Genomic DNA, 25,693 nt, shown 5'->3' with positions numbered 1-25,693 from the left:
CACTTGCGATCGCCGGTACTGCTTGTCCGTTTTTCGCGTCCGTGCCGTGTATCTCTCGGCCGGAATTATAATATACCATGCATATGCCGATTTGCGCAACCCTTTTTCGAAAAAAAATCAAAAAAAGATGATGCGACCTCTATAAACCTGAGCGTCCTGAATTTTTCCTTCTACTATATGTATTCATTTATAGGAATTAATCGTTCCTTCCGCTCCTCCTTTCCCTTTTGATTCTTCGATCCTTGGACCCGTCATCCGAGTTCAATTCTCATCCCCGTACCCGTCCGTTTCATTAAAATCCGCTCCTGACTCCACTCTTAATAGGTCAGCTGCACCGCATTGACTTCCCCTATTGAATTCGTCTGTACCTCATCGTCCTTTCTTTCTCCAGCATGTTCGAATTCACGAACGAATGGCTGCAGCTGCTGCCTGCATATAAGACAAGCCTCCAAAAAGGGGGCTTGCAAATTCGGGCTCACGTCATTAAAATTAATTTAACGTTAATTTTAATTACATGTTCATAAAAATTGAATGGAGTGTTGACGATGAGCATCCCCGCCGTTGCAGCTGCGGCCCCGACTCAAGGCATCAGAGGTTTGAAAAAGCATACGCCCTTTTTATTCCTGCTGACGGCCCGAGTCATTTCGCGTTTCGGAGACTCTCTCGACTCCATCGCCTACAGCTGGATGGTCTATATGCTGACCGGCTCCAAGCTCCTCATGGGTACCCTCTTCGCCATCAATTTCATTCCAGGCATCGTCTTCAGCCTGTTTACGGGAGTTCTCGTCGACCGTTGGTCCAAAAAAACGGTCATCATCACCTCCTATTCGGCGCGCGGGGCAATCGTAGCCTTGACCGCTCTTCTCTACTGGAAAGGCTGGCTGCAGCCTTGGCACTTGTTCATCTTCACCTTCATGAACTCCTCCTTCGAGTGCTTTTCAGGCCCGGCGGAAATGTCTGTGGTTCCCCGGCTGCTGCCCAAAGAGCTGCTGCTAAGCGGCAACTCTCTAAGCGCTTCGTCCTCGCGAACAGCCGAGCTTGCCGGCGTAGCGGCGGCAGGCGCCCTGATTGCCGCCTTCGGCTTGTCAGGAGCCATCCTGATCGATGCCTGCACCTTTTTCACGGCTGCCGCGGTACTGGCATTCATGAGAATCTCTCCGACTGAAGACCACCCCCCTGCGGCTCCTTCCTCAACGGCCGCATCCTCCGAAGCAGCCTATTGGAGCCAGTTCAAGGAAGGCATGGCATTCGTGAGGTCCCACCGCCTGATCATGCTGACGATGCTCACCGCCGCCGTGCTCAATGTATGCCTCACCCCCCATAACGTCTTGGAGACGGTATATGTCAAAGAAGTTCTGCATTCCGGTCCGTCGGGCCAAAGCATCATGGGAATCGGATTCATGTGCGGCATGATCGCCAGCGGCTTGCTGATCAGCGCCTACGGCGCTCGTTATCGCAAAAGCTCTTTCATCGTCTTCGGCTGCTTGCTGCTTGGCGTCAGCCAGGCGCTATTTATCCTCCCATCTTTGATCCAATGGCAGCCGCTTGCCGTTGTCACCGCCTTTTCCATCCTGGGCGGATTCGCGGTCCCCATGATCGGAACGCCCGTGTCCACCTATATGATGGAGGTGACTCCAAAAAACATGCTTGGCCGGATCGGCGCTCTTTCCGGGATGATCGGCTCCTCGCTCATTCCGCTCGGTTCCGTGGCAACGGGTTTTGCCGGCCAGCATCTGCCCGTTCAAACCCTCTATCTCCTTGCCGGCCTGATCATGATCATTCCCGGCCTGCTGCTTTTAACCCAAAAGAATTTCATGAAATTATAGTATAATAAGGCGAGCATGTACGAAGCAGCAGACAGGAGTGGCCCTTATCGAAACGAAGGTACTCAAGACGATCGAGGAAATCCGAATTTTTTCCGATCCATACCGGATGAAAATCATGAATTTCTTTCATAAATCCGACCATCCGGCAACGATCAAGGAAATTGCGGACCGAATGGGCGAGGTTCCGGCCAAAGTGTATTATCATGCGCGCAAGCTTGAAAGCATCGGCCTGCTGGAGCTGGTCGAGACGAAGCAAATCAACGGAATTACAGCGAAATTCTATAAAGCCTACGACGGAACCGTCAATATAAGCCGGGACGAGGCGGATGACGAGTCCATCAAGGAAATTTTCCGATCCGAGTCCCAGAAGCTCGCCTCGAATATGTTCGACGCAGCCAAGGAAAAATATCTGGCAAGTTCTGAAGCCGGACGGAAAAGAACCGGCACCCTTTCCAACTCGGACGTTTACCTGACCAAGGAAGAAGCCGAGGAGTTCCTGAAACTGGCCATTGAATTCGCGCAGACCCACTCCAGGCGGACTCGCAGCGAACAAGCGGAATACCATCTTTTCCTTTCCCTTTCAGCGGTGAGCGAAGACGGACTGAAAAGCAAATAAAGCCCAAGCTGAAGGCCATGGACTACCGCATAGACGGCAAGCTTCCTTCGTGAATAGACTGTATGAACCGCTTTACGCGAAGGATGAGGTAATGTGAAAATAGACCTGGGCTGCGGGACGATCAAGCATCCAGGATGCCACGGGATCGACAAGCTGCCCTATGATGGCGTCGATCTCGTTCATGATTTCGATTCCCCGCTTCCGTTCGAGGCTGGAACCGTCGACTTCGTCATGGCTTCCAACAGCCTTCAATATGCCGCGGATGCGGATTTTGTGCTGCGCGAAATCTACCGAGTATGCCGTCACCGCGCCGTCGTGTGCATCGTCGTTCCGTATGCCCATGTCTCGGCGCACATCGCGAACCGCCGGTATCGTCAGCTGCTGAATGAGCACGCTCCCCGCTACTGGACGCGCCATCCGGTCTGTTACGTCGATCCGGACGAATACAAGCTTTCCGGCAGCCGGAATTGGTCCTTGATGGAAGAAGCCGTCGTCTTGCCGATCGAGGAAGAGGATGCCGAGCAGCAAAATGCCGAAGGGGAAAGCGAAGAGCTGGATCTGAGGCTGCTGAAGCTGGAATTTTTCTACTTCCCACCCTACGACGGGCTTTACGAGCCTCATGAGCTCTCCCTGCTTCGTCAGAGCCAGATGAATGTCGCCTACCAAATGATGCTCCATCTGGTCGTCGTCAAAGAACAGATTTCGGATGAAGAGATTTCGATCATGGCCGCGCAGCCTCTTGAAGAGCCTGCTTACGTGGACTCCCAGCGGTTTCGGCCGCAGGAGGAAAAAAGCGGCGAGCCGTTTTTATACACGGGTCCGATGGATCTGCTCCTGGACGGAATGCGGGCGGGCGAGGCCGGTTCGGCTTCGGCATCCATTCCCGAGGAAGCCGCTTCTCCGGCTGCTCAGCAGTCTCCGCCGTCCAATCGTCGCCACGATTCCTCCAGGCGAAAAAAGCGAGCGGCGCGCAGCCCCAAGAAAACGCCGCCTGCCCGAAATAAGCCCAACCGAAGCAAGCGTGCCGGAAAACGGAAGCCGTCTAAATAAAGCCGTCAGGATCGTTTCCTGCGGCTTTTCCGCCTTTATTGCGGAGGACGACAGCATGCTGCGCATCATGGACGTACCTTGCCGGACTTATACATCTAGGCGAAGATGGAAACAATCGCTTCATAGCGCATGCAGCCGATAAGGGAGGAACAGCCATGCCGGAAATATTTGTCACATCGGACCATCATTTCGGACACCGGGAAATCATCGATTATGAATCCCGGCCGTTCGCCGATGCCGGGGAAATGGATGCCGCCATGATCCAACGCTGGAACGAGGCCGTCTCCGAGGGAGATACCGTCTACCATCTGGGAGACTTCTCCTTTGGCGGCTTGGGCAGAACCCGGGAAATCGTCGGCGCCTTGAACGGGTACAAGCATCTGATCCTCGGCAACCACGACCGCGACCGGAGCCGCGAATGGTGGCTTGAGGCCGGCTTCGACGAAGTGCACGAGCAGCCGATCGTATACCGAGGCTTCTACTTCCTCAGCCACGAGCCCATGTACATGAACCGCAGCATGCCTTATTTGAACGTGCACGGACATATCCATGGTCAAAAATACGCCGGGCGCAGTTATTTCAACGTCTCGGTCGAGCATTGGGACTATCGTCCCGTCTCCTTCGCACAGGTGCTTGACTTCGTTGCTTCCGGGGAAGATCGGTCCACATGAATACGGACCTGCCTGCTGTCTGCATCGGCGTGCCGGACAGCCCGACTCTCCTCCTGCCGCTTCCGCTTGGAAGGGATAAAAAAAGCTTCCCGGCCGCAATGGCCGGGAAGCTTTTTCTCCTTGGACGGGTCAGTCCATCCAAGCGTACAGACGATAGATCAGCACGGCTGCCTCTGCGCGTGTCGTCAGGCCTGCCGGGTTCAGGCTGCTGCCATCCCCTCTCAGCAGTCCCGCCTTGACGAGCGCCGCTGCGGCTTCAGCCGCATACGCCGCTACAGCGGACCGATCGTTGTAGCCGTCAAGATCGGAGACGGACGCCTCCGGCAGCGGCCGGCCTGCCAAATTCAGGGCTCTGGCTGCCATTGCCATCATTTCCTGCCTGCTTATCGGTGCCATAGGATCGAAGCTTCCATCCTCCCTGCCTGCCGCGATCCCAAGCGATTTGGCGATTGCCGCCTCCTCCTCGTAATAGGAGCCCGCCGGAACATCCGCGAAGGAAGCTCCTGCTTCACCGCGAAGACCGAGCGCCTTCACGAGCATGAGGACGAAGTCGGCCCGGCGCACATTCGCGGCTGGCGTGAAGACTTCAGCTCCTGTTCCTCGGATGATGCCCTTGGCGGCCAGAGCGTCGATAGCTTCGGCTGCCCATGTCAGATGAACCGTATCCTTGAATTCCTTGACCACATATTCAATCTGGAAATCCCCAAGCAGCGAAGTCTGGAACTCGACAGTGCCCGAGCCCGCTCTGTAGCGGGCGGTCGGCACCGCTGCGGCGATACCTTTTTCGTCCGACATCCGCACCGTTATGCGCTGCGGATGTGCGGACTGTTCCACGCCTGCCGAGTACGGCAGCTTGACCCCTACCGCTTGCAGCTTGCCGCGCCAGAGGAGAGATTTGCCGGCAGCCGAGAGGGTGATTCGTACGCCGGATGGGCTTGCCGCGCCTTGGATCCGGGCTATTTCGAGCTCCACGGTTCCGGATGCGGGATCTCCGTACCCTTTCAGCATTTCCGCCGGAAGCGTCACGATCCCGGCAGCCGTTCGAATCTCAAGCGCGGCTTTGCCGTCTGTCAGAGCGGCCGCCGGTATGGAGATCCGGTACCCTCTTGCTCCCGACAGGGCGGGAACTTGAATCGAGATGCCCGCCGCTCCCATACCTGCCGCACGCTTCAGCTCATCGGCGCCGATGGAGGCAGCGGCTATTCCCGATGCGGGATCAAGAACAGGAACGGCGGTCGTGATGTCCGCTCCGGAAGGGGCCGCCGATGGAGATGGCGTTGGCGACGGAGTCGGCCAGTATGGCGGCCAAGGCGTCGGCGTCGCCGAAGGTGTCGCGCTCGGCGTCGTCGAAGGTGTCGCGCTCGGTGTCGCCGATGGCGTCGCGCTTGGCTGCGATTTGCCGGTTACATACGTGAATGCGGCCGTGAAGCTGCCCGGCAAGCCATCCTTGAAAGCGGCTGCGCGGATGACGGCGGTTCCGGATACCGCGATTGGACCGTTTGCTGCGATACCGTTGTCCGGAGCAGGCAGCGAACCGTCCAGCGTATAGTACACCGTCGCGCCATCGGTCGCGCTCGCCAGCAGCAGCTCCTGCGGCGAGTCATACTTGCCCGCTTTCAGGGAAGCGGACGGAACCGCTGCCCGGCTGAGCGCCGGCCGGTTCTCTTCGGACGTCGGCTCCAGCCGGATCCAGTCGATGTTGAAGCCGTCTCCCTGGTCCAGCACGCCGATCTCCTGCACGCCCGCCTTGAGGGAGACGATATGGGAGACGGTCTTGTACGCGCCCCAATCGCCTGTGGACGGCAGCGCCGCGGTGCCTTTCAGCTCGCCGTCCGCGAACAGGGCAGCGGATACTCCTCCTTGCTTCGTCGCGTAGCGGTAGGTCGCCTTGTAGTTGCCGTCCTGCGGGACGTCCACCCGATAACGCAGCAGATTGCCCGCATTCGTGTAGCCCACGTTGGCCGTTCCGGCCGCTTTATTCGTCTCGATGGCATTGCGTCCGGAATCGAAGTAGCTCTCCGCCTCGATGTTCAGGATGCCGCCAGCGTCCGCGGCGAAGAGGTGGAGCGGCTCGATGGCCAGCGCCCCGATCTCGAAGCCCTCCACGTTCGCGGCCAGGCGCAGCGTGATTTCGCCTTGCGGCAGCGCGGCCGTCTTGCGGCTCTTCACCCAGTTCCCGTAAATCTGCGGGACGTCGTACGACGCCAGGACAGCGTCTCCGAGCTTGAGATCGAACGCGCCCATGCCGCCGGCTTGAGAGCTCATTTCAAGCGTGAAGGTGTAGCTGCCCGCTTCCGGGACATCCAGCTTGTAGTCGATCCAGTCGCCAGCCTTGATGCCGGTCAGCTTATGGCCATCCGCCGCTCCCCCCGCGCCCTCGGAAGGGCCGCTCATAGCGGCGTAATCAAGCGCGCTTGCGGTGCCCGGAACCGGAATAAGCGGCGGGTTGTCCTTGCGGACGATGCGCGGACCGATCTCGATCCAGTCCAGCGATACGTTCGTTCCGCCAACGGACAGGCGGAGCGTATGCTCCCCCTTGGACAGCGGAATGGCCGAGGTCAGCGTCGTCCATTCGTCGGACGCGGCGAGGGAATCCTGTTGGACAGCTCCTCCTCCGTCCAGCTTCCAGGAAGCGTCGGCGGCCGAGTCTCCGCCACGGGTCCGGTAACGGTAGGTCAGCAGATAAGCGCCGTCCTCCGGCACGCTGACCCGGTAATCCAGCCAGCTGCCCGGAACCGTACCGGCCGCTCCGTCTTCGATGAGAACGCCGGAGGACTCGTCCGCCTGCTCGGCTTGAATCCGCTTCGGCAGGGCGGCGGCGCTATTGCCGGCCGTCGTCAAGCGAATGTCGCGCAAGCTGTAGCCGGTCCCTTCCGCCGTCACGCCCAGAGCGTGCTCGCCGGCGGGCAGCGCCAGCTTGACCCGCGCATAGCCGTACGGATTCGGCCCTGCGTAAGTATCGCGCGTCACCGTCAAGGTCCCGGCATCCGAGCCGTCGATCGAGATGGCCGCAGAAGCGCCGGAAGGCTGTCCGGCATAACCGAGATCGAGGAAGTAGCTGCCGGCCTTCTTGACCGTCAGGTCGTAGGTGAAGGAAGCCGGCTCGGACGACTCGCCTTCATTGAGGCCATATACTTCGCCCGTAACCGTATCGGTCTGATAGACGCCTCTAGCGCGGTCAAAGTCCGCCGCGCGGAAGCTGCCCGGCGCGGTCCGGCCCAGCTCGGGACGAATCCACGAGAACGTGGTGACCGCCTTGGCCGGAACGACCGCGGAGATCTGCGTGCCGTCGCTCATGAGCTTGATCGGCTGGTCCTTGTCGGTCTGGTTGATTGCGACGGTTACGACCTTGCGTCCGTCCGGACTGACAAAGGCGACATTCGTCACGGTGCCGGAGGAGCCGTAATCGCTCTCGATCCTTTTGTAGCCAGGGAGGACGAACTTCGAGAATTGGCCCATCAGGTACGTCTCCGGAGCGATCCAGTAGTTGTCGCGGTCCGAGGAATCCTGGATGACCGGAGTCGGATCCGGCGTGCCGACCCACTGATGCGACTTGATGTCACTGTCGAGCATGACGACCCAGGAATTGTAGCTGCGCGCCCAATTGCGGAAGTACTGGGCGATGCGGTCGGCTCCCTTCGTGCCCCAGACCGCGCGTTCGGTCAAGTAGACGTTTTTGTCCGGGAACAGGTCATGCAGCTTGGTCATCTCGCTCAGCTCTCCGCCGTAATCGTGGAAAGCCGTTCCGTCCACTGCCGCGTATGCGGCCTTGTCGCGCAGAAGCTGGGCGGGATAAGCCATCGTGTCGCCCGGATTGTGGTCGTACGTGAGCAGTCCGACGTGTCCGAAGCCCGCCGCATCCAGCTTCTGGCGCAGCAGCACCATCAGCCTTGCCTGCTGCTGCCAAGACATTTTCGTGCTCGGATAATCGATTTCCAGCAGAGGCTCGTTCTGCACGGTCAGCATTTCCATCGGAATGCCTTCCGCTTGGTAAGCCTGCACGAACTTCACGAGATAGTCCGCATAGACCGGCAGATACTCCTCCTTGATTTCTCCGCGGATCATGCTGTCCGTCGTTTTCATCCAGCCCGGCGCGCTCCACGGAGAAGCGAAGAACTTCACGTCCGGGTTGATTGCCTGGATTTCCTTCAGCGTGGAAATGATGTGCAGGTCGCGGTCCTTCTGAATCGAGAAATGCTCCAGGCCCGGATCGGTCTGTCCTGCCGGCATGTCATCATAGGTGTAGAACGGCTGCCCGGTGAAATCGGCCGTGCCGATCGTCACGCGCACAAGGCTCATGCCCGCCCCTTCCGCCGGATCGAACAGCTTGCCCAGCAGCTCCTTGCGCTTGTCCGCCGACATCTTGGCGAGATTGCCGACCGTCGATTCCTCCATCGACGAGCCGATGCCGACCATGGATTGATAAGTCACATCCGGATCGAGGGAAAGGACCGTTCCAGCGGCTTCGTTCGGCCGGACGATATCGAGAGGCTGCTGCTGCTCCAGCTTTTTGTCCTCCGGCTTGGAACGGTCCGCATAATACCACTGGATATTGCCGGGATCGCGCTCGCTCGTCGTCCAGCTCTGCACCGCGTCCGCCTGAATCACCTCCGGCACCGTGCCGTCCCCCGGCTCCCCGGTGCCGGGCTGGCCTCCGTCAGCCGGAGCGTCTCCCGTGCGGGAGAACTTCAGCCAGTTGAGGTTCATGCTCCCCCCCGTGAACAGGATGCGCAGGCTCTGCCTGCCTTCGGCGGCTATCGGAACGCCACGCAGGACGGCCGTCCCCCAGTCCTGGTAGCTGTTGATTTTCGGCAGCTTCACGGAGCCGAGCTCCTTGGCGGTTCCGTCCAGAATCTTGACGCCCGATGAATCTCCCCAAGAGGCGTAGCGCACCTCGACGTCGTACAGGCCGCTTTGCGCATTGACTTCGTATTGGAGCCAGTCGCCGGCATCGATATAACCGACGTTCTTGCCTCCGCCTTCATCCTGGGTAGTTTCCGTCTGCACCGCTCCCGGCGCGCTCATCGCGCTGTAATCCTCCGCCTGCACGACGCCCGGAACCGGAATGCTCGTGTCCGGCTGAGCCGGAGGCTGCGGCAGATCATCCGGAGTCGGCTGCGACTTGGTCAAGCCGTACCCCGTCTTGAACAGGAACTGCCCGGAATCGCCGGCATGATCGTAGGCGCTCAGGCTGAACGGCCATTTCAACGGCAGCTTGCCCGTAAAGTCCTTGCTCCCGAGCAGCACGTCCGCGACTCCATCGCCCTCCGTGCCGGGGAGCCAGGCGGCTACCAGCCCCTGGATGTCCTTCAGCTGGTCGCCGATCGTCATCGGGCGGCCCGAGACGAGCACGAGAACGATCGGCAGCTCCGGATCGGCAGCCCGAACGTTGGCCAGCGTGGCCAGATCCTCTGTATTCAGGTTAAGGTTGGACGTATCCCCGTCCGATTCGGCATACGGCATCTCACCGACAACGACGATGGCCGCGTCATGGCCTTTCGCGCCGCGGCCATGCTCGTTGTAGGTCACCTTCTTGCCGCCGGACTCCGCCGCCTTCTGCAAGCCTTGCAGAATCGTCGTGCCTTTGGTGATCGCCCCGGCGCTGCCCTGCCATGTGATCGACCAGCCGCCTGCCTGCCTGCCGATATCGCCCGCCGCCTTGCCGGCAACAAAAATATCCTTCATTCCGGACAGCTGGGACATAATCGGCGACTCGGAGCCGTCCTCGCCCGGAACGACATCGTTCTTGAGCAGCACAAGCGACTGCGCGACCGCTTCGCGAGCGACCGCCCGGCTCTGAGCCGAGCCGAATGCGGCCTGTTGATCCGGGTCGGACTTCGGATGCTCGAAGACGCCGGAATCGAACTTCACCGTCAGGATCCGCGACACGGCGTCGTCGATCCGCGCCTGTGAGATTCCGCCTTCCTCGGCCAGCTGCTTGAGGTCGGTCACGACCTCCTTCCACTTGTCCGGCTCCATGATCATGTCGACGCCCGCGTTGACGGCCGTCTTGACCTGGGCCTTCAAGCCGCTGACGGCGTTGCCCTGCCAGTCCTTCGTAATCTGGTCGATCGCGTTGTAGTCGGAGACGACGAAGCCCTTGAACCCGAGCTCTCCCTTGAGCTTGTCCTGCAGGAGCCGCTGGTTGGCATGCATCTTGAGGCCCTGAATGCTGTGGTACGAAGCCATTACCGTGCCGACGCCCGCTCGGACGGCCGCCTCGTACACCTGCTTCTCAAGCGCCCAGATCTGCTCCTCCGAGTACCGCGTCACATTGCCCTGGTTGATGCCGTTGTCGGTGTAACCCTCCCCGATAAAATGCTTCGCCGTGGCGACGACCTTGTCCGGCCGCTGCAAGTCCCCGGGCTTCCCGCCCTGCAGCCCCTTGATGTAAGCCGCTCCAAGCTCCGCCGCAACAGCCGGATCGTCGCCGAAGCCTTCGTAGGTCCGGCCCCAGGAGATGTTCTGGACGTCGGCGAGCGTCGGCGCGAACGTCCAGTTGATGCCGGTGGCGCGGATTTCCGCCGCTGCCGCAGCGCCCGCCTTTTCGGCCAGCTCGGCGTCATGCGTCGCAGCCAGGCCGATATTATGAGGAAACAGCGTGGCGTCCTTGACGTTGTTATGGCCGTGCACGCCGTCCACGCCGTACAGGAGCGGAATGCCGAGACGCGTCGACAGAGCGCCGTCCTGATAGCCGTTGTACAGCTTGGTCCACTGCTCAAGAGTGCTGTCGGCCAGCTTGCCGTTCGGGAACGAGCCGCCGCCGCTGAACACCGAGCCGAGCCCGTAGGCCAGAACATCCTCCGGCGTGACGGATGCCCGTTCCGCCTGGACCATCTGGCCGACCTTCTCGTCCAGCGTCATCCGGCGTAGCAGGTCCGCGACGCGTTCTGCCGTCGGTTTCGACGGATTGTAATAAGCCGGCAGCGACGCCGGATCTGCCGGGGCGGCGGCGGCATGCAGCGGCAGCAGGCCGAGCAGCAGCGAGCCGGCCGTCGCTCCAGCCAGCCACCGTACCGCCGGGCGGCGTACGGACGGAGATCGGCGGCTGAATCGGCCGCTTCTGGACTTATCGGCCTGGGTTCTTTTCATCGTTGGCATGAATGGCTTGAACCTCCCTGTGAATGAATAATGCCTTAAATGTTATCGATTACATTTTGCGGAATGAATCCGAATTACTTTGCCGGCCGGCTTTCCCCTTCGCGTCCAAAACAATTCCGCCTATTTCGTAAGCGTTTCCATTTTGAAGCGGCTTGTCTCTTCAGTACCCCTGCTATCCCATCAAACGCGTCGACAGAGCAACCCTCGATCCAGGCGATGCTCCATCGGTCAAACAAGGCGGCAGCAGCGTCCATCAAACGGGACAACCATGTCACTAAGGCCGCTCAAGCGGTCAGGGCAGTCTCGCGAAGAAGAGCAAACGCGGCAAGTATCCCTTTCACTATAGAGTCGCGGCCATTAAGGAGGCAAGGGACCAAACTCCCGGAATGCAGACCATTCCCCCTTCGGCAGCGGGGATTACGGTGCGATGTTTGGCAGGTCTTTTGCCTCAATGCCTTATGAAATCGGTTACATCGTGTCAATCCGAGGTCCTGCTCTCTTGTCGAAAGGAAGCCTTGGAACTATGCGCGCGCCTGTCGAACCTTCAACCGGAGTCCGACGAAAGACCCGCTTTTGTCGAACTCCTCTATCCGGGAGGGGATTGGAAATCCCAATGAAAATAACCCATATAACCGCCTCGGCATGGCCATCCTCATCGAGCGCCGGACTTCGCCCTCGGTGCCGTCCCTGTTATACTTGGAGCGAGCGACTGGAGCGGCATGCCTTCCGGCGGACAGGCAGCCCACGGCCCGATCGGGGCGGCGCGGTACGTTTTGCCCGGCTGGAGGCTCCAGCCCGGAAGCAGCCGGAATTCGCCCGCCGCGCCGTCTCTGCTGCCCGGAACGTACGAAGCCCGCTTGGACGCCTCGCCATGGCAGGCGAGCTGCAGCATGCGTCCGGCGAATAGATCGCAACCAGGGTCGGCGGCAAGCTCGACCCGGATCAGATCCGGCTCGATCAAGCGGACTCCTTTGATCTTGAGCGCTTGCCAGGCGCTCCCCGCGAACTCGTCCCGGCCGATCCGGCCCCAATCCATATCCGCTGCATAGAGCTGTCCCGGAGTGAACGCATACCCTTCGGGCAGGCGAAACTGCGGGGCCTGCACGCCGCCTTCGAGCTGTGTCCTCTCCACATATCCGGCAAGGAGAGGCAAGCCTCCTGCAGGGCACACCCGTACCGTCTTTCCCTCCAAAGGCGGCACGATCTGATAGTGCCTGCCGCCGCTCACGTTGTCCGGATTCAGCTTCAGCAGCGGGCCCGAGCAGTCCGTCCCGGCTTCATCCGCGCATACCATCCCGCAATCGGCGACGCCGTCGGCGAGAAGCGGCACCACTTCAATGGTGTCGTACGAGATCTGCCGCACATAACGGAAGAAGAGGCGGTCTACGCCGGCTTTGAAGCCAAGCTTGTCGCCGCCCCGATAGGAGAGCGTGTAACGCTTGCCCGGCTGCTGCAGAGCAGTCGGGACGATGTAGCTGGCCTTCGTCCCCGCCTTCAGGCGGGGCGTACCGGACAGCTCCAGATCGCTTCCAAGCTTGAACGAGGCCCTCGCCGTATCCGCCTCGAGCTCCTCGTCCGCCAGCGGCCTGCTGAAAATGACCTGAATCGAGATGGGACTCAGCGCATCAACCTGCAGCAGCTCCTTCGGAAGGAACTTGGCCAGCGGCTTCGGCACGGACTTGGTCTTGCCTCCCGGCGCTCCCTTGCCTTCCTTCGAACCGAAGCTCCCAAACCTGCCGAAGAGGCCTCGGCTGTCGAAGCTGGCAGGCATGCCGAGCGGAACAGCCGCCGTCAACGCCAAGCCGGCTCCTTGCTGCCCAAGCAGCCGGAACCGTTCAGGGAACGGTTCCACAGGGGAATGTTCGGACACGCCGTCAGCAGAAAACGGTTCAAGCACAGGCTCTCACTCCATCTCGATATTGGCATATGCCTACTTTATGCTTTTGCAGGATTGTTGGTGAGATGACTGCAATTTGGATTTGAAAGGGGAGACCCGACGTATGAAGGAAAATTGGGAACGAGGAGAAACGCCGCCCGAGCCGGAGCCGCACATCATCCGCGAGCTTGCTGCAGCCGCCTTGCCGGAGCTGCGGCATTGCACGCCTCAACGCACCGGAGCCGGGCTCAGCAACCTCGTGTACAAACTGGATTCGGGAGGGCGTTCCTACGCCCTGAGAATCTACAGGCAGAATGCTGTGGTCGCGCGCAAGGAAGCGTCCATTTCCCGCTTGCTCGCTGGAAGCCTTCCGCTGCCGCGCCTCCTGGCTTCCGACTGGAGCGGCTCTCTCTATCCTGCTCCTTGGGCGATCATGGAATGGATGCCCGGCGTGCTGCTCGCGGACGAGCTCCGCTCCGGCAGCATGGATGCCAAGTCGGAATGGCATCATGCAGCCGGCCGTACGCTGGCGGCCATCCATGACATCCGGTTCCAGGAAGCCGGCTTCCTGGACGGGGAGCTTGCGGTCAGCGAGCCGCTCGCCTTGAACGGAGAGGGCTGGCGGCAATTCATCGCGCATTGCCTGGAGGCGGCAGCAGGAAGCCTGCTTGGAACGGAAGCGACGCGGAGGCTCGATCATTTCGGCGTCAGCTTCTCGCCTCTTCTCGACCTGCATGCCATGTTGCCCGTGCTCGTCCATTCCGACTACAACGCATTGAACGTGCTTGGCGTGAGGACAGGCGGCCGCCGCGAGCTGTCGGCCGTTCTCGACTGGGAATTCGCCTATGCCGGCAGCGCCATGGCGGACATCGGCAACTGGCTCCGCTACGAGCCTCGAGGCACCGCGGCCGAGGAAGCCTTCGCCGCCGGCTACCGGTCAGGCGGAGGCTTCCTGCCGGAGCGGTGGCGGGAGCTGTCGCTGCTGGAGGATATGGTGGCGCTATGCGACTTGCTGAGCCGCTCCGGGGAGCATGCTCCCATCCGCACGGCGGATCTGCGGCGACTGATCGGCTTCACGATGGACCGGGCCGAGGAAGGGCGGCAGAATGTGATCTAGGGCGTCCGTTCGCCGGCGTCCTGCCCTTCGGCTCGCCCCTTCAACAAAAACGCTCCGCAGCGGAAGGTTTCCACCTTCCGTCTGCGGAGCATGTTTTCGTGCTTAAAAATCGAAGTTGTCCGGGTCCGGGCCAACGCGGCGGTTCTCGTTGAGAGCGTCGATGGACTCCATCTCGGTCGGCGTCAGCTCGAAATCGTCGACGGCTGCGTTTTCGGCCAGCCTCTCCGCCTTCGTCGATTTCGGAATCGTGATGACGCCATGCTGGAGATCCCAGCGAATAAGGACCTGCGCGACGGATTTGCCGTGTCTGGAGGCAATGTCCGACAGCAGCGGATGATCCAGCAGCTGGCCCTGCATCAGCGGCGACCAGGCTTCCAGCTGGATGCCTTGCGCCTTGGCGAAACGGCGCAGCTCCGGCTGCGACAGCAGCGGATGGAACTCGACCTGGTCGACCATCGGGCGCACCGCAGCGTCCTTCATCAAATCCTCCAGATGGCTGACATGGAAGTTGCTGACGCCGATCGCCTTCACACGGCCATCCTTGTACAGCGTCTCGAGAGCCCGCCAAGCATCCTTGTATTTCCCGGCAACGGGCCAATGAATCAGGTACAGATCCAGATAATCCAATCCTAATTTGCTCAAGCTGGCCTCATAGGCGGCCAAGGTCTCCTCATAGCCGAGGTCGGAATTCCATACCTTCGAGGTGACGAACAACTGATCCCGCGACAGTCCGTTCTCCTCCAGCGCTTCCCGGATGCCCTGCCCGACGCTGCTTTCGTTGGCATAGACAGCGGCCGTATCGATGCTCCGATAACCAAGGCGAACGGCGGCCTTGACCGCCTCGACGAGCTCCTGCCCCTCCTCGACCTTGAATACCCCCATGCCGAGCCAAGGCATGGCGACCCCGTTGGCCAGTGCAACCGTTCGATTCGTAAATGCGTTCATTCCCATCTCCCTTTCCTTGATTGCTGTCATGCATCCTTGTGCAATGCAACCTCGGTCTTTGGCTCTTGCTCCCGTGTCCTGACTGCACTTGCATGACTGCTCTAGCCGCGACTGCTCTTTATGGCTGCATTTGCATGACTGCTCCTGCTTTCCAGCACGCAATTCAACTTCAACACTGCCTGAAGCTTAGACCGTCTGCCTTTCGGCAGCCATCGCTTCAACCTTCGAGCTTTTCTTCTCCAAGAGCAGGCTCCATGCGGTCAAAACAACTGCGGACGCCACCATGATAGCTCCCATCCACGTGGTATGGATCAACCCCATATGGTCGGTCACCATGCCGCCCAGCCAAGCTCCCAGCGCGATGCCGCCGTTGAATGCGGCAATGTTGACGGCCGAAGCGACATCGACCGCCTTGGGAGCGTAACGCTCCGCCAGCTGCACGACATGGAGCTGGAGTCCCGGCACGTTCATGAAGGCGAACAGCCCCATCGCGAACACCGCGATCAGTCCGGCGATCTTATGCGGCAGCGCCGCCATCATGACGAGCAGGATGACGGCTTGTACGGCGAACATGGCGAGCAGGGCCGGCAGCGGCCTGCGGTTGGCCGCTTTTCCCCCGATGAGATTCCCGATGGCAATGGCGATTCCGTACAGAAGCAGAATCAGCGCCGCTGCGGATTCCTTGAATCCGGTTATCTCGTGGAGCAATGGGGATAAATAAGTGAAGACGACAAACGTCCCTCCATAACCAAGCGCCGTGATGAGGAAGGCCAGCACAAGCCTGCCGCTCGTCAACAGCTTGACCTGCTCCTTCAGCGGCGTCCTTTCTCCCTGACGCAAGCCTTGAGCGGGCACAAGCACCCATGCCGCTGCGAGAGCGATAATTCCGATGAGCACAATGCCGATGAAAGCGGAACGCCATCCCAGCTGCTGGCCGATGAAGGTCCCGAGCGGAACTCCCGTCACCGTCGCGACAGTAAGGCCCGTGAACATGGCCGCGATTGCACTGGCACGCCTGTCCTCCGGAACCAGATCGGCGGCGATCGTCGAACCGATCGACATGAACACGCCATGCGCGAGCGCCGACAGCACCCGGGCCGCGAGCAGCATGCCGAAGCCGGTCGAGAAGGCGGCCAGGCTGTTGCCGGCGATGAAGACCAGCATGATGGCGATCAGCAGCGTCTTGCGGGGAATGGACGACGTCAGCGATGTCAGCACCGGGGCGCCGAACATGACCCCGAGCGCGTACAGCGTCACGGTCAATCCGGCCATCGTGACCGGTATGTCCAAATCTCCGGAAATCATCGGCAGCAGTCCTACGCTGATGAATTCCGTCGTTCCAATGGCAAAGGCGCTGATAGCAAGCGAAAGCAGCGCCAGCGTATTTTTTCTTGAGCTTGATTGCACTTGAATTCAACTCCTTGATGTTATCTCGTGCCGGTAAATGCTATTATGGAACTGTAACAACAATTTGAACAGAACGCACTTTCAAGTACCATAGCTACTTTTTAGTTCCTTTTGCGAAGCAAGGAGAGTGAAACCGCAACCATGAAAAAATACAATATCGCGGTCGAGGCCACGCTGGACGTCATCGGAGGCAAATGGAAGACCGTCATCCTGTGCCATCTGACGCATGGAAAGAAGCGGACCTGCGACTTCCGCCAGCTCATGCCGAACATTACGCAGAAGATGCTGACGCAGCAGCTGCGCGAGCTCGAGCAGGACGGCATCGTGAACCGCATCAGCTACAACCAGGTGCCGCCGAAGGTGGAATACGAGCTGACCGATTATGGCAAGTCCCTTCAATCCATTCTGACCTCGCTATGCGAATGGGGCGACCGCCATCTGGAGAAGACGTACGGCAACCGGTTCGAGGCGCTGGAGGAAAGCGTCCTGAATCCGCGATGAATCCGGCCAGCAACCGTTCGGGCAGAACATTTCATTTCCAATCGAAAAAGGCCGGAGCCGCAGAAGTTCTGCATGCTCCAGCCTTTTTTCTGTCGGTCAATCCGCCAGCCGTTCTTCCTCCGCGATGCTCTGGATGCTCTCCGCCGTAATCGTGAACAGGGGATAGTCCTCGTCCTGCTGCTTCCGCAGCGCCCGTTCCTTGAAATACTTCGGACTGCCTTCCCCCATCTCCTCGTCGTAGAACAGCAGCATGGCGTCGGTCTTGCGCAGCAGCAGGCTGTCGCGCGCGGTCAGCTGCCATACTCCCTCATAGGGCTGTTTGCTGACGCTGACATGATGATCGACCTGCCGCAGGATGCCTTCATAATAGGCCTTGCGGTCTTCCTTCCACTTCTCGTCGGGATTGGCGTACGCCGTCAGAATCGATATCTTGAGCTGCGGATAATCCCGCTTGAGCCCGATCGCGGCCTCGCAGGCCCACAGATCGAAGCCATAGCCCCCCGGCGAGATGATCCATTCCAGTCCGTCCTCCAATAAAGGAACGAGGCGGTTCTCCACCGCCTTGCGGATGAACGGAATCGCTTCGTGCTTTTGCGAGAAAATGTTCAGCTCATGCGCCCGGTACCCGGTCACGAGCAGATTGGCGATGCTCACGGCAGCCTCCTCATTCCGATGCGGCCTCCAGCAGCAGGTCCGGCGCCTCTCCGGCCGGCAGCTCCTGCACCTTGCGCAGCCTGCGCTCGATCGCCCGGGAACGGACCGCCGCCGCGTCGATGGAGTTGCTCGCCTCCTGCAGCTTCTTTTGCGTCTTGTCGAGCAGATCTCCGAACTTGCCGAACTCCGTCTTCACGGCGCCGAGCACCTGCCATACCTCGCTCGAGCGCTGCTGGATCGCCAGCGTCTGGAAGCCCATCTGGAGGCTGTTCAGCAGCGCGGTCAGCGTCGTCGGGCCTGCGATGACGACCCGGAACTCGCGCTGAACCTGCTCCCACAGGCCGGGGCGGCGGAGCACCTCAGCGAAGAGCCCCTCCACCGGCAGGAACATGATGCCGAAGTCGGTCGTATTCGGCGGATCGATATACTTGTCGCGGATCGACTTGGCCTCCTGCTTGATGCGCGCGTCCAGCTGCTTGGAGCATTCCGCCGCGGCGAGATGGTCGTCCGCGTCCAGGGCGTCCAGCAGACGCTGATAATCCTCGATCGGGAACTTGGAGTCGATCGGCAGATGGATGATCTGATTGGAATTGTGCTTGTCGGGAATGCGGACGGCGAACTCCACCCGCTCGCTGCTGCCGCGCCGCGTGGCGGCGTTGCGGTCGTACTGCTCCACCGTCAGCGTCTGCTCCAGCAGGTTGCCGAGCTGGATCTCGCCGAGCGTGCCTCTCGTCTTGACGTTGGTCAGCACCTTTCGCAGATCGCCGACGCCGTTCGCCAGGCTCTTCATCTCGCCGAGTCCCTGATGCACGAGCTCCAGCCGGTCGCTGACGAGCTTGAACGATTCGCCCAGCCGCTGCTCCAGCGTCGCATGCAGCTTCTCGTCGACAGTGGCGCGCATCTGCTCCAGCTTGCGGTTGTTGTCCTCCTGCAGATGCCGGAGCTTCTCCTCCACCGTGCCGCGCATCATTTCCAGCTTCGTTTCGTTCACTCGCGTCAGCTCCGCGAGCCGCTCGGAGAAGCTGTCCAGCAGATGCTTCTGCTGCAGCGCCATGTCGTTCATGTTGCCCATGAGCGTGCGGTTCATGGCGTTCATGGAAGCCGCCAGCTCCTCGCGGTTCTGGCGCGCCGCAGCCGCAGCCTCCTGGCGGCCTTGCGCCGCATGCTCCGCCGTGTAGCTGCGGACGTCGTCCCGGATCCGGTCGAGCTCCCGCAGCAGCGACGGGTCTGTCCCGGAGCGGCTCCTTGGGCGTGTGAGATAGAGCAGCGCGACGGCAGCCAGAATGACGGCCTGCAATCCCAGGATGGCATAATTCATGGGCGTTTATCCTTCTCTCAGGTTGATTTGCGGGCGAAATAGGCTTCGAAGCCTTGCGCGATCGCGGCAGCGGCTTCCTTTTGGTACTTCTCCGTCCGTACCTCCGCCTCGTCCTTGGCGTTGCTGAGGAATCCAAGCTCCAGCAGCACCGACGGCAGGCTGTTCTCCCGCAGCACATGATAGTCTCCGAACGAAATGCCGTTCGTGCCGAGGCTCAGCCCCTCAAGCGGGCCTTCGACCGCTCTCGCAAGCGGCACATCCTTGTTCTTGGAATAATAGAACACAAGCGTGCCGGAAGCCTTGGTAGGGGAAGAATTGTAATGAATGCTGACAAAAGCGTCCGCCGACGCCTGCTCCGCGATCCGGACCCGGTCCGGGAGCGACGGCTTCTCGCTGTCTTTCGTACGGGTGAGAATGACGCTCGCTCCCCTCGCCCGCAGCTCGTCGGCGAGCAGCTTGGATGTGCTGAGCGTAAGGTCTTTCTCCTCGGTCTTATGCGTCGTGCCGATCATGCCGGGATCGTTGCCGCCATGGCCGGGATCGATGACGATCAGCTTTCCCTTGAGGCTGCCGATTCCGCTGCCGGCGGCGGGGCCGCTGCCTCCGCCCGTGCTCACCAGAGTTCCGCTTGAACTGCTTATGTATTGGCTGCTGACCCAGCCGGCCAGCCCGCCCGGCGTCTTGACGCTGCTCCATTGCCCGGACGTTTTGAGCACGGTCACCCGGTCGCCGGTCGTAACGCTCCCGACGACCGAATAACCGGTGCCGGGGCCGCTGCGCACCCGCACTCCGCTTCCCGTGATGACACTCGACTTCTGGCCGGCAGCGCCGGACAGGGACACGCTCGATGCCGAACCCGACGTTCCGACGGAAGCCGACTTGACCAGGTAGTGGCCCGCTGCCCATCCGGTGAGACCCTGTCCGCTCACCTTCATCCAGCCGAATTGTTCGTCCGTAACCTGAACCGTCGCTCCTTGGGTCAAATATCCTTTGACGGCTGCTTTCTGATCCGGTTCCTTGAGGACAGGCAGCGATTTGGTCGCAACCTTGTACGATACCGCTGCCGCTGCAACCGCGGCCGAGGGCGGTCCGACAGGCATGCCAGCCGCCAACACCAAGGCGGCCATCAGGACAACCAGCCATCTTCTCATTCCATGCGCTCCCTTCCGGCAGTACGATTTAGTAGACATCCATGAAAGCCTCATCCTGCGCGGAGTCATAGCGCAGATGTAGCTCCTTCCCGTCGAGATACCAGAGCTGGTCCTCTTCCATGAAAAAAACGAGCCCTTCCTCCTCCTGACGCAAGCCGGGCCGGCGCGATTCGTCCTTCATGATTCCGAGCGACAGCCCCGGCTGCACGCTGCCGCAGCCTCCCAGGCGCACGAAGACGCGCAGCTGGTCGCCTTCGTGAAGATTCAGCTCTTGCTTATACCAGCGGGCCGCTTCCGGATCGACCGTCAGCTTCATATGGGCGGCTCCCCTTTCCTTCCACTCTATCATTAAGTGTTTGCTAGATTTGCCATTAGTATAACAAAGGGAGCCCAATCGGGCCACCGGATGAAAAGTTTCTAACCCGGAGGAAATAAAATCCAGCGGCCGGAAAACCGTTTCTCTTCCCCGCAGGTCTAATAAATAGGGGATGAAATGAAGATGACGCAGCTAGAAGCAGCGCCGAATTGAATGTCGAAAATTACCCCGGCTACGCCAAAATGCCCATCGAAGTGGAGCTGATGTCGATAGAAAAGTAAAATCAATGCCTCCAGCGTTAGTCCAAGAGCGCCAGCCGCAGCAATGAATTCCGCAGATGAAAAAAGCCCGGCCGCCGCCGAAAGGCAGCAGGCCGGACCTGCAAGTCCTATTGGTTCCAGTAACGCCGCGAAGCGCAATGCTCGCGGTACAGCTCATAGTTCTCGTCGAACTTGACGAGCTCCACGCAGCGCCCCGTCCGGGGCGAATGGATCATCCGCCCGCCGCCGGCGTAGATGCCGACATGGTGGACTCTCCCTTTGCCTTCCTCATAAGCGAAGAACAGCAGATCGCCCGGAGTCAGGTCCTCCCGGTCGACAGCCTGCCCTTCCAGAGCCTGGTCGGAGGCGTCTCTCGGGATGGCGATGCCGGCCGCCCGGTGCATGCTGAACGCCAGGCCCGAACAGTCGTAGCCGAGCGACGACATGCCGCCCCACAGGTAGGGAAGGCCGAGAAAGCGGCGCGCCTGCTCCACGACGAAGCGGCCGGCATGATCGCCGCGGCCGCCGGCCGATGGACGGCTGATCGCCGCAACATCGGCATCGCCGCGCTGGAGCCAGCCCTTGCCGCCTTCCGGCAGCAGCACCGTCAAGCCTTCGGCGTCATCCTCCGCGACCGGCAGCCGCGTGAGATAGCTCAGCTCCATGAGGCGCTTCGGCGCCCCTCCTCCAGCCTCATCGGGATCGGAATCGAGCAGCCAGGCGGTGTCGGCGGTGACCACGGCGCAGCGGCCCGATGCCCGTTCCCCTTCCTGCCGGTCCTTGCCGCTTCGGCAGGCTCCGTCCGGAAACGCTCCCGGAGAAGGGAAGGCCAGCTGCGCCAGAGGCACCCAGCCGGGATAGCCGAGCGGCTCCTTGCAGCTGCTCTGCCCCGGAATGAATACACGAGCCCAGCCCTCCTTCTCCTCGGCCACGAGCACGCGCTCGCCATAGAGCAGCTGCGTCTGCACCCGATTGTTGTCGCATAGGTCCAGGCGGTCGTCCACCGTCATTGAAGACAGCCAGCCGCGCAGGTCGGCCGGATTTGCCAGCGCCGGAGCATCCAGCTTCCGCGGCGAGTCCGGTCTCGTCCATACCGTCGCGACAGGAACCGCCGCACGCGCTTCCCTCAAGGCCGCGCTCATGATACCGCCGCTCCCGGACTGGCGGCGACGCGCACGTCGCGGATGCCGAGTCCCGGCGCATCCGGGAACGTCATGACGCGGCCGTCGTAACGGACACCTCCGTCGACGATGTCGCTCCTCAGCAGCAGAGGAGCGTCGAAATCAAATCGGGTGATGTTCTTTTTGCTCGCCGCCAGATGGGCCGCCGCCGTTACCGCCACCCGCGATTCGATCATGCTGCCGACCATGCATTCCACGCCGTACTGCTCCGCCATGCCGTTGATAAGCTGGGCTTTGTAGATGCCGCCGGACTTCATCAGCTTGATGTTGATGAGATCGGCCGCCCGCATCTGGAGCACGCGCAGCGCCTCCGCCGGCGAAAAGACGGCCTCGTCCGCCATGATCGGAGTCTGGACCGCGTCGGTGACCGCCTTCAGCCCCTCGATGTCATGGGCCTTGACCGGCTGCTCCACCAGCTCGATGTCGAGCCCGAGATCCTCCATGCGGCGGATCGCCCGGACCGCATCCTTCACCTGCCAGCCCTGGTTGGCGTCGAGGCGGATCTTCACCCCGCCGCCGACGCGGCTGCGGATTTCGCGGATGCGCTCGATATCCTCCTGCACGTCGTCCTTGCCGACCTTGATCTTGAGCACGTTGAAGCCTTCCCGGACGCAGCTGGCCGCATCCTCGCCCATCTCCTTGGGCGAGTTCACGCTGACCGTGAAGTCCGTCTCCAGGCGGTCCTTGTAGCCGCCGAGAAATTGGTACAGCGGCAAGCCGCAATGCTGGGCGACCAAGTCGTAGATCGCCATGTCCACGGCGGCCTTCGCGCTGCTGCTGCCGACCATCGCTCCGTGCACGCTCTGCAGCAGGCGCTCGTAGCCGAGCAGGCTCTGCCCGACGAGCAGCGGAGCGAACGTAAGCCGGATCGCCGACTCGATGCTCTCGAGGCTGTCGCCGGTAATGACGATCGTGGACGGCGCCTCTCCCCAGCCGACGCGGCCGTCGCGGTCCCGGATCCGGACCAGGATGGATTCCTGGTCATGCACGGTGCGGAGCGCGGTTTTGAACGGCTTGTGGAGAGGGGTCGACTGCCTCATCACCTGTATGCTTTCAATGTTCATGCTGTTGTCCTCCTCATGCGGCTGGCCGGGATGCTCTAAGCCGGCTCTGCGCCGTCCGAGAATCCGGATTCGTTGAAAACAAGGCTTCGGCCGCTCGTGTTCAGTACAGCTTCCACCCCAAGCGGAACGGCGATATTCGGCGAGCAGTGTCCGATCCGGAAGCCCGCCATGGCCGGCTTGCCGGCCGGCACGATGTATTCCGCCAGAACTTCGTCCAGACTCAGAGACTCCTTGCGCTTTGAAGGCTCGCAGTTATGGAAGTCGCCGACGACGATGCCGGCGGCATCGTCCAGCTTGCCGGCCTGCTTCAGCTGGCACAGCATCCGGTCGACGCGGTAAGGCTCCTCGTCGATGTCCTCGATCAGCAGCAGCCTGCCCCTCGTATCGATCTCGTACGGCGTTCCCAGCGTGCTGACGAGGAGCGACAGATTGCCGCCGGCAAGCGGGCCGCTCGCTTCGCCCGGAACCAGCACCCGCAGGGGAGCGATCTCTTCCGTATAGTGAACACTATGCGGAGCTAGAAGGCGGTTATACCCTTCCAGCGTCAGCGGATGGGGACGGGCATGGCCGGCTCCGTCCTCTCCTTCCGGAAGCTCCTTCAAGTCGATCATCATCGGCCCGTGGAAGGTGACCAGGCCGCTTAGCCGCCCGATCGCCGAATGAAGAAACGTAATGTCGCTGTAGCCCCAGAAAATCTTGGGATTGCGACGGATCATGCCGTAGTCGAGCCGGTCCGCGATGCGTGCCGTGCCGTATCCGCCGCGCGCGCAGATGATGGCGGCGATGTCCGGATCCGCGAACAGCCCGTTCAGCTCCTCGGCGCGCTCTTCATCGCTTCCGGCCAGGTAACCGCGGCGCAGCGAGAGCGTCCGGCCGAGCTTCACGTTCAGGCCGAGGCGCCGCAGGTAACCTGCGGCAGCCTCCGCCTGCTCCCGGTCGCCCGGACTTGCCGGAGCCGGAATCCCGACCGTGTCGCCGGGCTGCAGCTTGCGCGGGCGGATCAGGCCCGGACGGCTCACTTCAGCTCCGCCCATTTGAAGTCGATGAAGCCGAATGGATGGCGCACGACGCCGGACAGCTTGTCGCTCTCCAGATTGACCGTGTTGTAGAAGTACAGCGGCAAAATCGGAGCCTCGTCGATCAGGATCGCTTCGGCCTCATGCATCATCTCATAGCGCTTCTTCTCGTCGCTCTGCTGGTAAGCGCCCTTGATCAGCTCGTCGTACTTGGCGTTTTTCCAGCCTGTGCGGCTGAACGGATTGTCCGACTGGAAACCGTCCAGGAAGTTGATCGGATCCGCGAAGTCAGGCAGGAAGGAAGAACGGGACAGCTGCAGCTGCAGCTTCTTCTGCTCGGCGACCATCACCTTGCTTTCCTTGCTCTCCAGCTTGACGTCGACGCCGAGATTGTCCTTGAACATCGCCTGCATCGCTTGGGCGACCTTTTGGTTGATGTCGTTCGTGCTGTAGGTCAGCGTGACGTCCGGAAGCTTGGAGTAGCCGGCTTCCTGCATGCCTTTGGCGAGCAGCGCCTTGGCATCGGCCGCGTCGAACTTCAGCAGATCTCCGCCCTTCTCGCGGAAGTCGCCTCCGGCCGCATCCTCGAGCCCCGGGGACACGAAGGCGACGGCCGGCTTGTGCTTCTGGCGAAGCACGAGATCGACAAGCTGCTGGCGGTCGACCGCTTCGGCGAACGCCTTGCGGATGTTCATGTTGTTGAACGGCTCCATCGTGACGTTGAAGCGGTAGAACGCCGTGCCCGCCGCCTCTTCGACCTTGACCTTGTTCTCTTCGAACAGCTTGTCGGCCATATCGGACGGAATGCTGCCGGTCGTGTCGAGCTCGCCGGACTGGAAGAGCTGGTAGGCGGTATTCGTATCGTTGACCATTTTATAGGTGACGCCGCCCAGCTTCACGCTGGATGCATCCCAGTAGTCCTTGTTCTTGACCATCTTCAGCTCGTCGTCATGCTTCCATTCCGTAATCGTGAACGGTCCGTTGCCGACGATCGTCGCCGCTTCGCCCGCCCACTTCGCATTCTTCTCGACAACGGCCTGGTTGACCGGGAAAAAGGCCGGGCTTGCCGTCATCTGGATCAGCCAGGCCGCCGGATGGGCGAGCGTGACCTCAAGCGTCTTGTCGTCCGTCGCCTTGATGCCGACGGCGTCGGCGGAGCCTTGGCCGGAATTGTACGCCTCCGCGCCTGCGATCGGATAAGCGAGGAAGGCCGCATCGGACGCCGTGTCGGGGTTCAGCAGCCGCTTCCAGGCATATTCGAAGTCGGACGCCTTCACGGGATCGCCGTTGGACCATTTGATGCCGTCGCGCAGGGTGAAGGTGTACTTCAGGCCGTCGTCGGACATCTTCCATTCCTTCGCCATCGCCGCTTCAGGCTTCTGATCCTTGCCCAGGCGGGTGAGCCCCTCGAAGGCGTTGTTCACCACGTCATAGGAAATCTGGTCGAAGCCGATCGGCGGATCGAGGGAGGTCGGCTCCTTGCTGTTGTTGTAGCGGAGAATCTTGCCGGAGGCTTCTCCGGTGCCGCCTCCATCGTTGCCGTCTCCGCAGCCGGCCAGTATCGTTCCGGCCAGCAGCACGCAGCTGATCAGCGCAGCAGACATTTTTTTCATGGACATGGTT

The 25,693-nt window shown here is 61.0% G+C and carries 18 protein-coding genes; 6 read left to right on the top strand and 12 right to left on the bottom strand.

Translation table 11 applies throughout. The annotated features are described in order from the left end of the window. The first annotated feature begins 545 nt into the window (after nt 1-545). The 4 genes from PHU01S_RS14605 to PHU01S_RS14590 all read left to right on the top strand — a co-directional run bounded on the left by PHU01S_RS14605 (nt 546) and on the right by PHU01S_RS14590 (nt 4,163). On the top strand, nt 546-1,826 hold the full coding sequence (locus tag PHU01S_RS14605; RefSeq protein WP_127508163.1) for an MFS transporter: 1,281 nt from the start codon (nt 546-548) through the stop codon (nt 1,824-1,826). 37 nt (nt 1,827-1,863) lie between these two features. Then, nucleotides 1,864-2,442 carry a winged helix-turn-helix domain-containing protein gene (locus PHU01S_RS14600; RefSeq protein ID WP_049868041.1) on the top strand — a complete coding sequence of 193 codons (579 nt, stop codon included), beginning with the start codon at nt 1,864-1,866 and terminating at the stop codon, nt 2,440-2,442. 93 nt (nt 2,443-2,535) lie between these two features. Beyond that, nucleotides 2,536-3,492 (top strand): class I SAM-dependent methyltransferase, encoded by a 957-nt coding sequence (locus tag PHU01S_RS14595; RefSeq protein WP_127508161.1) that lies wholly within the window; start codon nt 2,536-2,538, stop codon nt 3,490-3,492. 155 nt (nt 3,493-3,647) lie between these two features. Further along, nucleotides 3,648-4,163, top strand: a complete 516-nt coding sequence (locus tag PHU01S_RS14590; protein ID WP_048746742.1) for a phosphoesterase — start codon at nt 3,648-3,650, stop codon at nt 4,161-4,163. A 129-nt stretch (nt 4,164-4,292) separates the two neighbouring features. Here PHU01S_RS14590 and PHU01S_RS14585 read toward each other — a convergent pair whose 3' ends face one another. Beyond that, nucleotides 4,293-11,255 carry a glycoside hydrolase family 3 N-terminal domain-containing protein gene (locus PHU01S_RS14585; protein ID WP_127508170.1) on the bottom strand — a complete coding sequence of 2,321 codons (6,963 nt, stop codon included), beginning with the start codon at nt 11,253-11,255 and terminating at the stop codon, nt 4,293-4,295. Between the two features lie 661 nt (nt 11,256-11,916). Next, a complete protein-coding gene (locus tag PHU01S_RS14580; RefSeq protein ID WP_127508159.1) occupies nt 11,917-13,134 on the bottom strand; it encodes a hypothetical protein in 1,218 nt (405 codons plus the stop codon). Nucleotides 13,135-13,264: 130 nt separating this feature from the next. Here PHU01S_RS14580 and PHU01S_RS14575 point away from each other — a divergent pair, with 130 nt between their 5' ends. Then, nucleotides 13,265-14,257 carry a phosphotransferase family protein gene (locus tag PHU01S_RS14575; protein ID WP_127508157.1) on the top strand — a complete coding sequence of 331 codons (993 nt, stop codon included), beginning with the start codon at nt 13,265-13,267 and terminating at the stop codon, nt 14,255-14,257. Nucleotides 14,258-14,359: 102 nt separating this feature from the next. Here the strand turns inward: PHU01S_RS14575 and PHU01S_RS14570 are convergent, their stop codons facing one another. Both PHU01S_RS14570 and PHU01S_RS14565 read right to left on the bottom strand, forming a co-directional pair. Continuing rightward, nucleotides 14,360-15,202 carry an aldo/keto reductase gene (locus PHU01S_RS14570; RefSeq protein ID WP_127508155.1) on the bottom strand — a complete coding sequence of 281 codons (843 nt, stop codon included), beginning with the start codon at nt 15,200-15,202 and terminating at the stop codon, nt 14,360-14,362. A 186-nt stretch (nt 15,203-15,388) separates the two neighbouring features. Then, nucleotides 15,389-16,609, bottom strand: coding sequence for an MFS transporter (locus PHU01S_RS14565; RefSeq protein ID WP_048746752.1), 1,221 nt, complete (start codon nt 16,607-16,609; stop codon nt 15,389-15,391). 141 nt (nt 16,610-16,750) lie between these two features. Between PHU01S_RS14565 and PHU01S_RS14560 the strand changes: the two genes are divergently transcribed. Continuing rightward, the gene (locus PHU01S_RS14560; RefSeq protein WP_048746754.1) at nt 16,751-17,110 is read left to right on the top strand and encodes a winged helix-turn-helix transcriptional regulator; all 360 of its coding nucleotides are present in this window, start codon (nt 16,751-16,753) and stop codon (nt 17,108-17,110) included. A 96-nt stretch (nt 17,111-17,206) separates the two neighbouring features. Here PHU01S_RS14560 and PHU01S_RS14555 read toward each other — a convergent pair whose 3' ends face one another. The 8 genes from PHU01S_RS14555 to PHU01S_RS14520 all read right to left on the bottom strand — a co-directional run bounded on the left by PHU01S_RS14555 (nt 17,207) and on the right by PHU01S_RS14520 (nt 25,683). Continuing rightward, entirely contained in the window at nt 17,207-17,758 is a 552-nt protein-coding gene (locus tag PHU01S_RS14555; protein ID WP_048746779.1) for an SLOG family protein, read from the bottom strand. Between the two features lie 16 nt (nt 17,759-17,774). Next, nucleotides 17,775-19,082, bottom strand: coding sequence for a DNA recombination protein RmuC (locus tag PHU01S_RS14550; RefSeq protein WP_049868051.1), 1,308 nt, complete (start codon nt 19,080-19,082; stop codon nt 17,775-17,777). 17 nt (nt 19,083-19,099) lie between these two features. Next, entirely contained in the window at nt 19,100-20,233 is a 1,134-nt protein-coding gene (locus PHU01S_RS14545; RefSeq protein ID WP_048746758.1) for an N-acetylmuramoyl-L-alanine amidase family protein, read from the bottom strand. Nucleotides 20,234-20,261: 28 nt separating this feature from the next. Continuing rightward, the gene (locus tag PHU01S_RS14540; RefSeq protein WP_307721806.1) at nt 20,262-20,582 is read right to left on the bottom strand and encodes a HesB/YadR/YfhF family protein; all 321 of its coding nucleotides are present in this window, start codon (nt 20,580-20,582) and stop codon (nt 20,262-20,264) included. A 355-nt stretch (nt 20,583-20,937) separates the two neighbouring features. Then, complete coding sequence (locus PHU01S_RS14535; protein WP_127508153.1) at nt 20,938-21,951, bottom strand: C40 family peptidase; 1,014 nt, start codon at nt 21,949-21,951, stop codon at nt 20,938-20,940. Beyond that, complete coding sequence (locus PHU01S_RS14530) at nt 21,948-23,054, bottom strand: mandelate racemase/muconate lactonizing enzyme family protein (RefSeq protein WP_049868056.1); 1,107 nt, start codon at nt 23,052-23,054, stop codon at nt 21,948-21,950. The genes PHU01S_RS14535 and PHU01S_RS14530 overlap by 4 nt, the downstream gene beginning before the upstream one ends. Nucleotides 23,055-23,089: 35 nt before the next feature. After that, nucleotides 23,090-24,088, bottom strand: a complete 999-nt coding sequence (locus tag PHU01S_RS14525) for a S66 peptidase family protein (protein WP_048746765.1) — start codon at nt 24,086-24,088, stop codon at nt 23,090-23,092. Then, nucleotides 24,070-25,683 (bottom strand): peptide ABC transporter substrate-binding protein, encoded by a 1,614-nt coding sequence (locus PHU01S_RS14520; protein ID WP_048746780.1) that lies wholly within the window; start codon nt 25,681-25,683, stop codon nt 24,070-24,072. The genes PHU01S_RS14525 and PHU01S_RS14520 overlap by 19 nt, the downstream gene beginning before the upstream one ends. Nucleotides 25,684-25,693 lie beyond the last annotated feature (10 nt).

Origin of the sequence: Paenibacillus humicus NBRC 102415, from assembly GCF_004000905.1 — a bacterium.
Taxonomy (GTDB): domain Bacteria; phylum Bacillota; class Bacilli; order Paenibacillales; family Paenibacillaceae; genus Paenibacillus_O; species Paenibacillus_O humicus.
The sequence above is the reverse complement of the archived record's forward strand: the minus strand, read 5'-3'. Positions and strand labels throughout refer to the sequence as shown.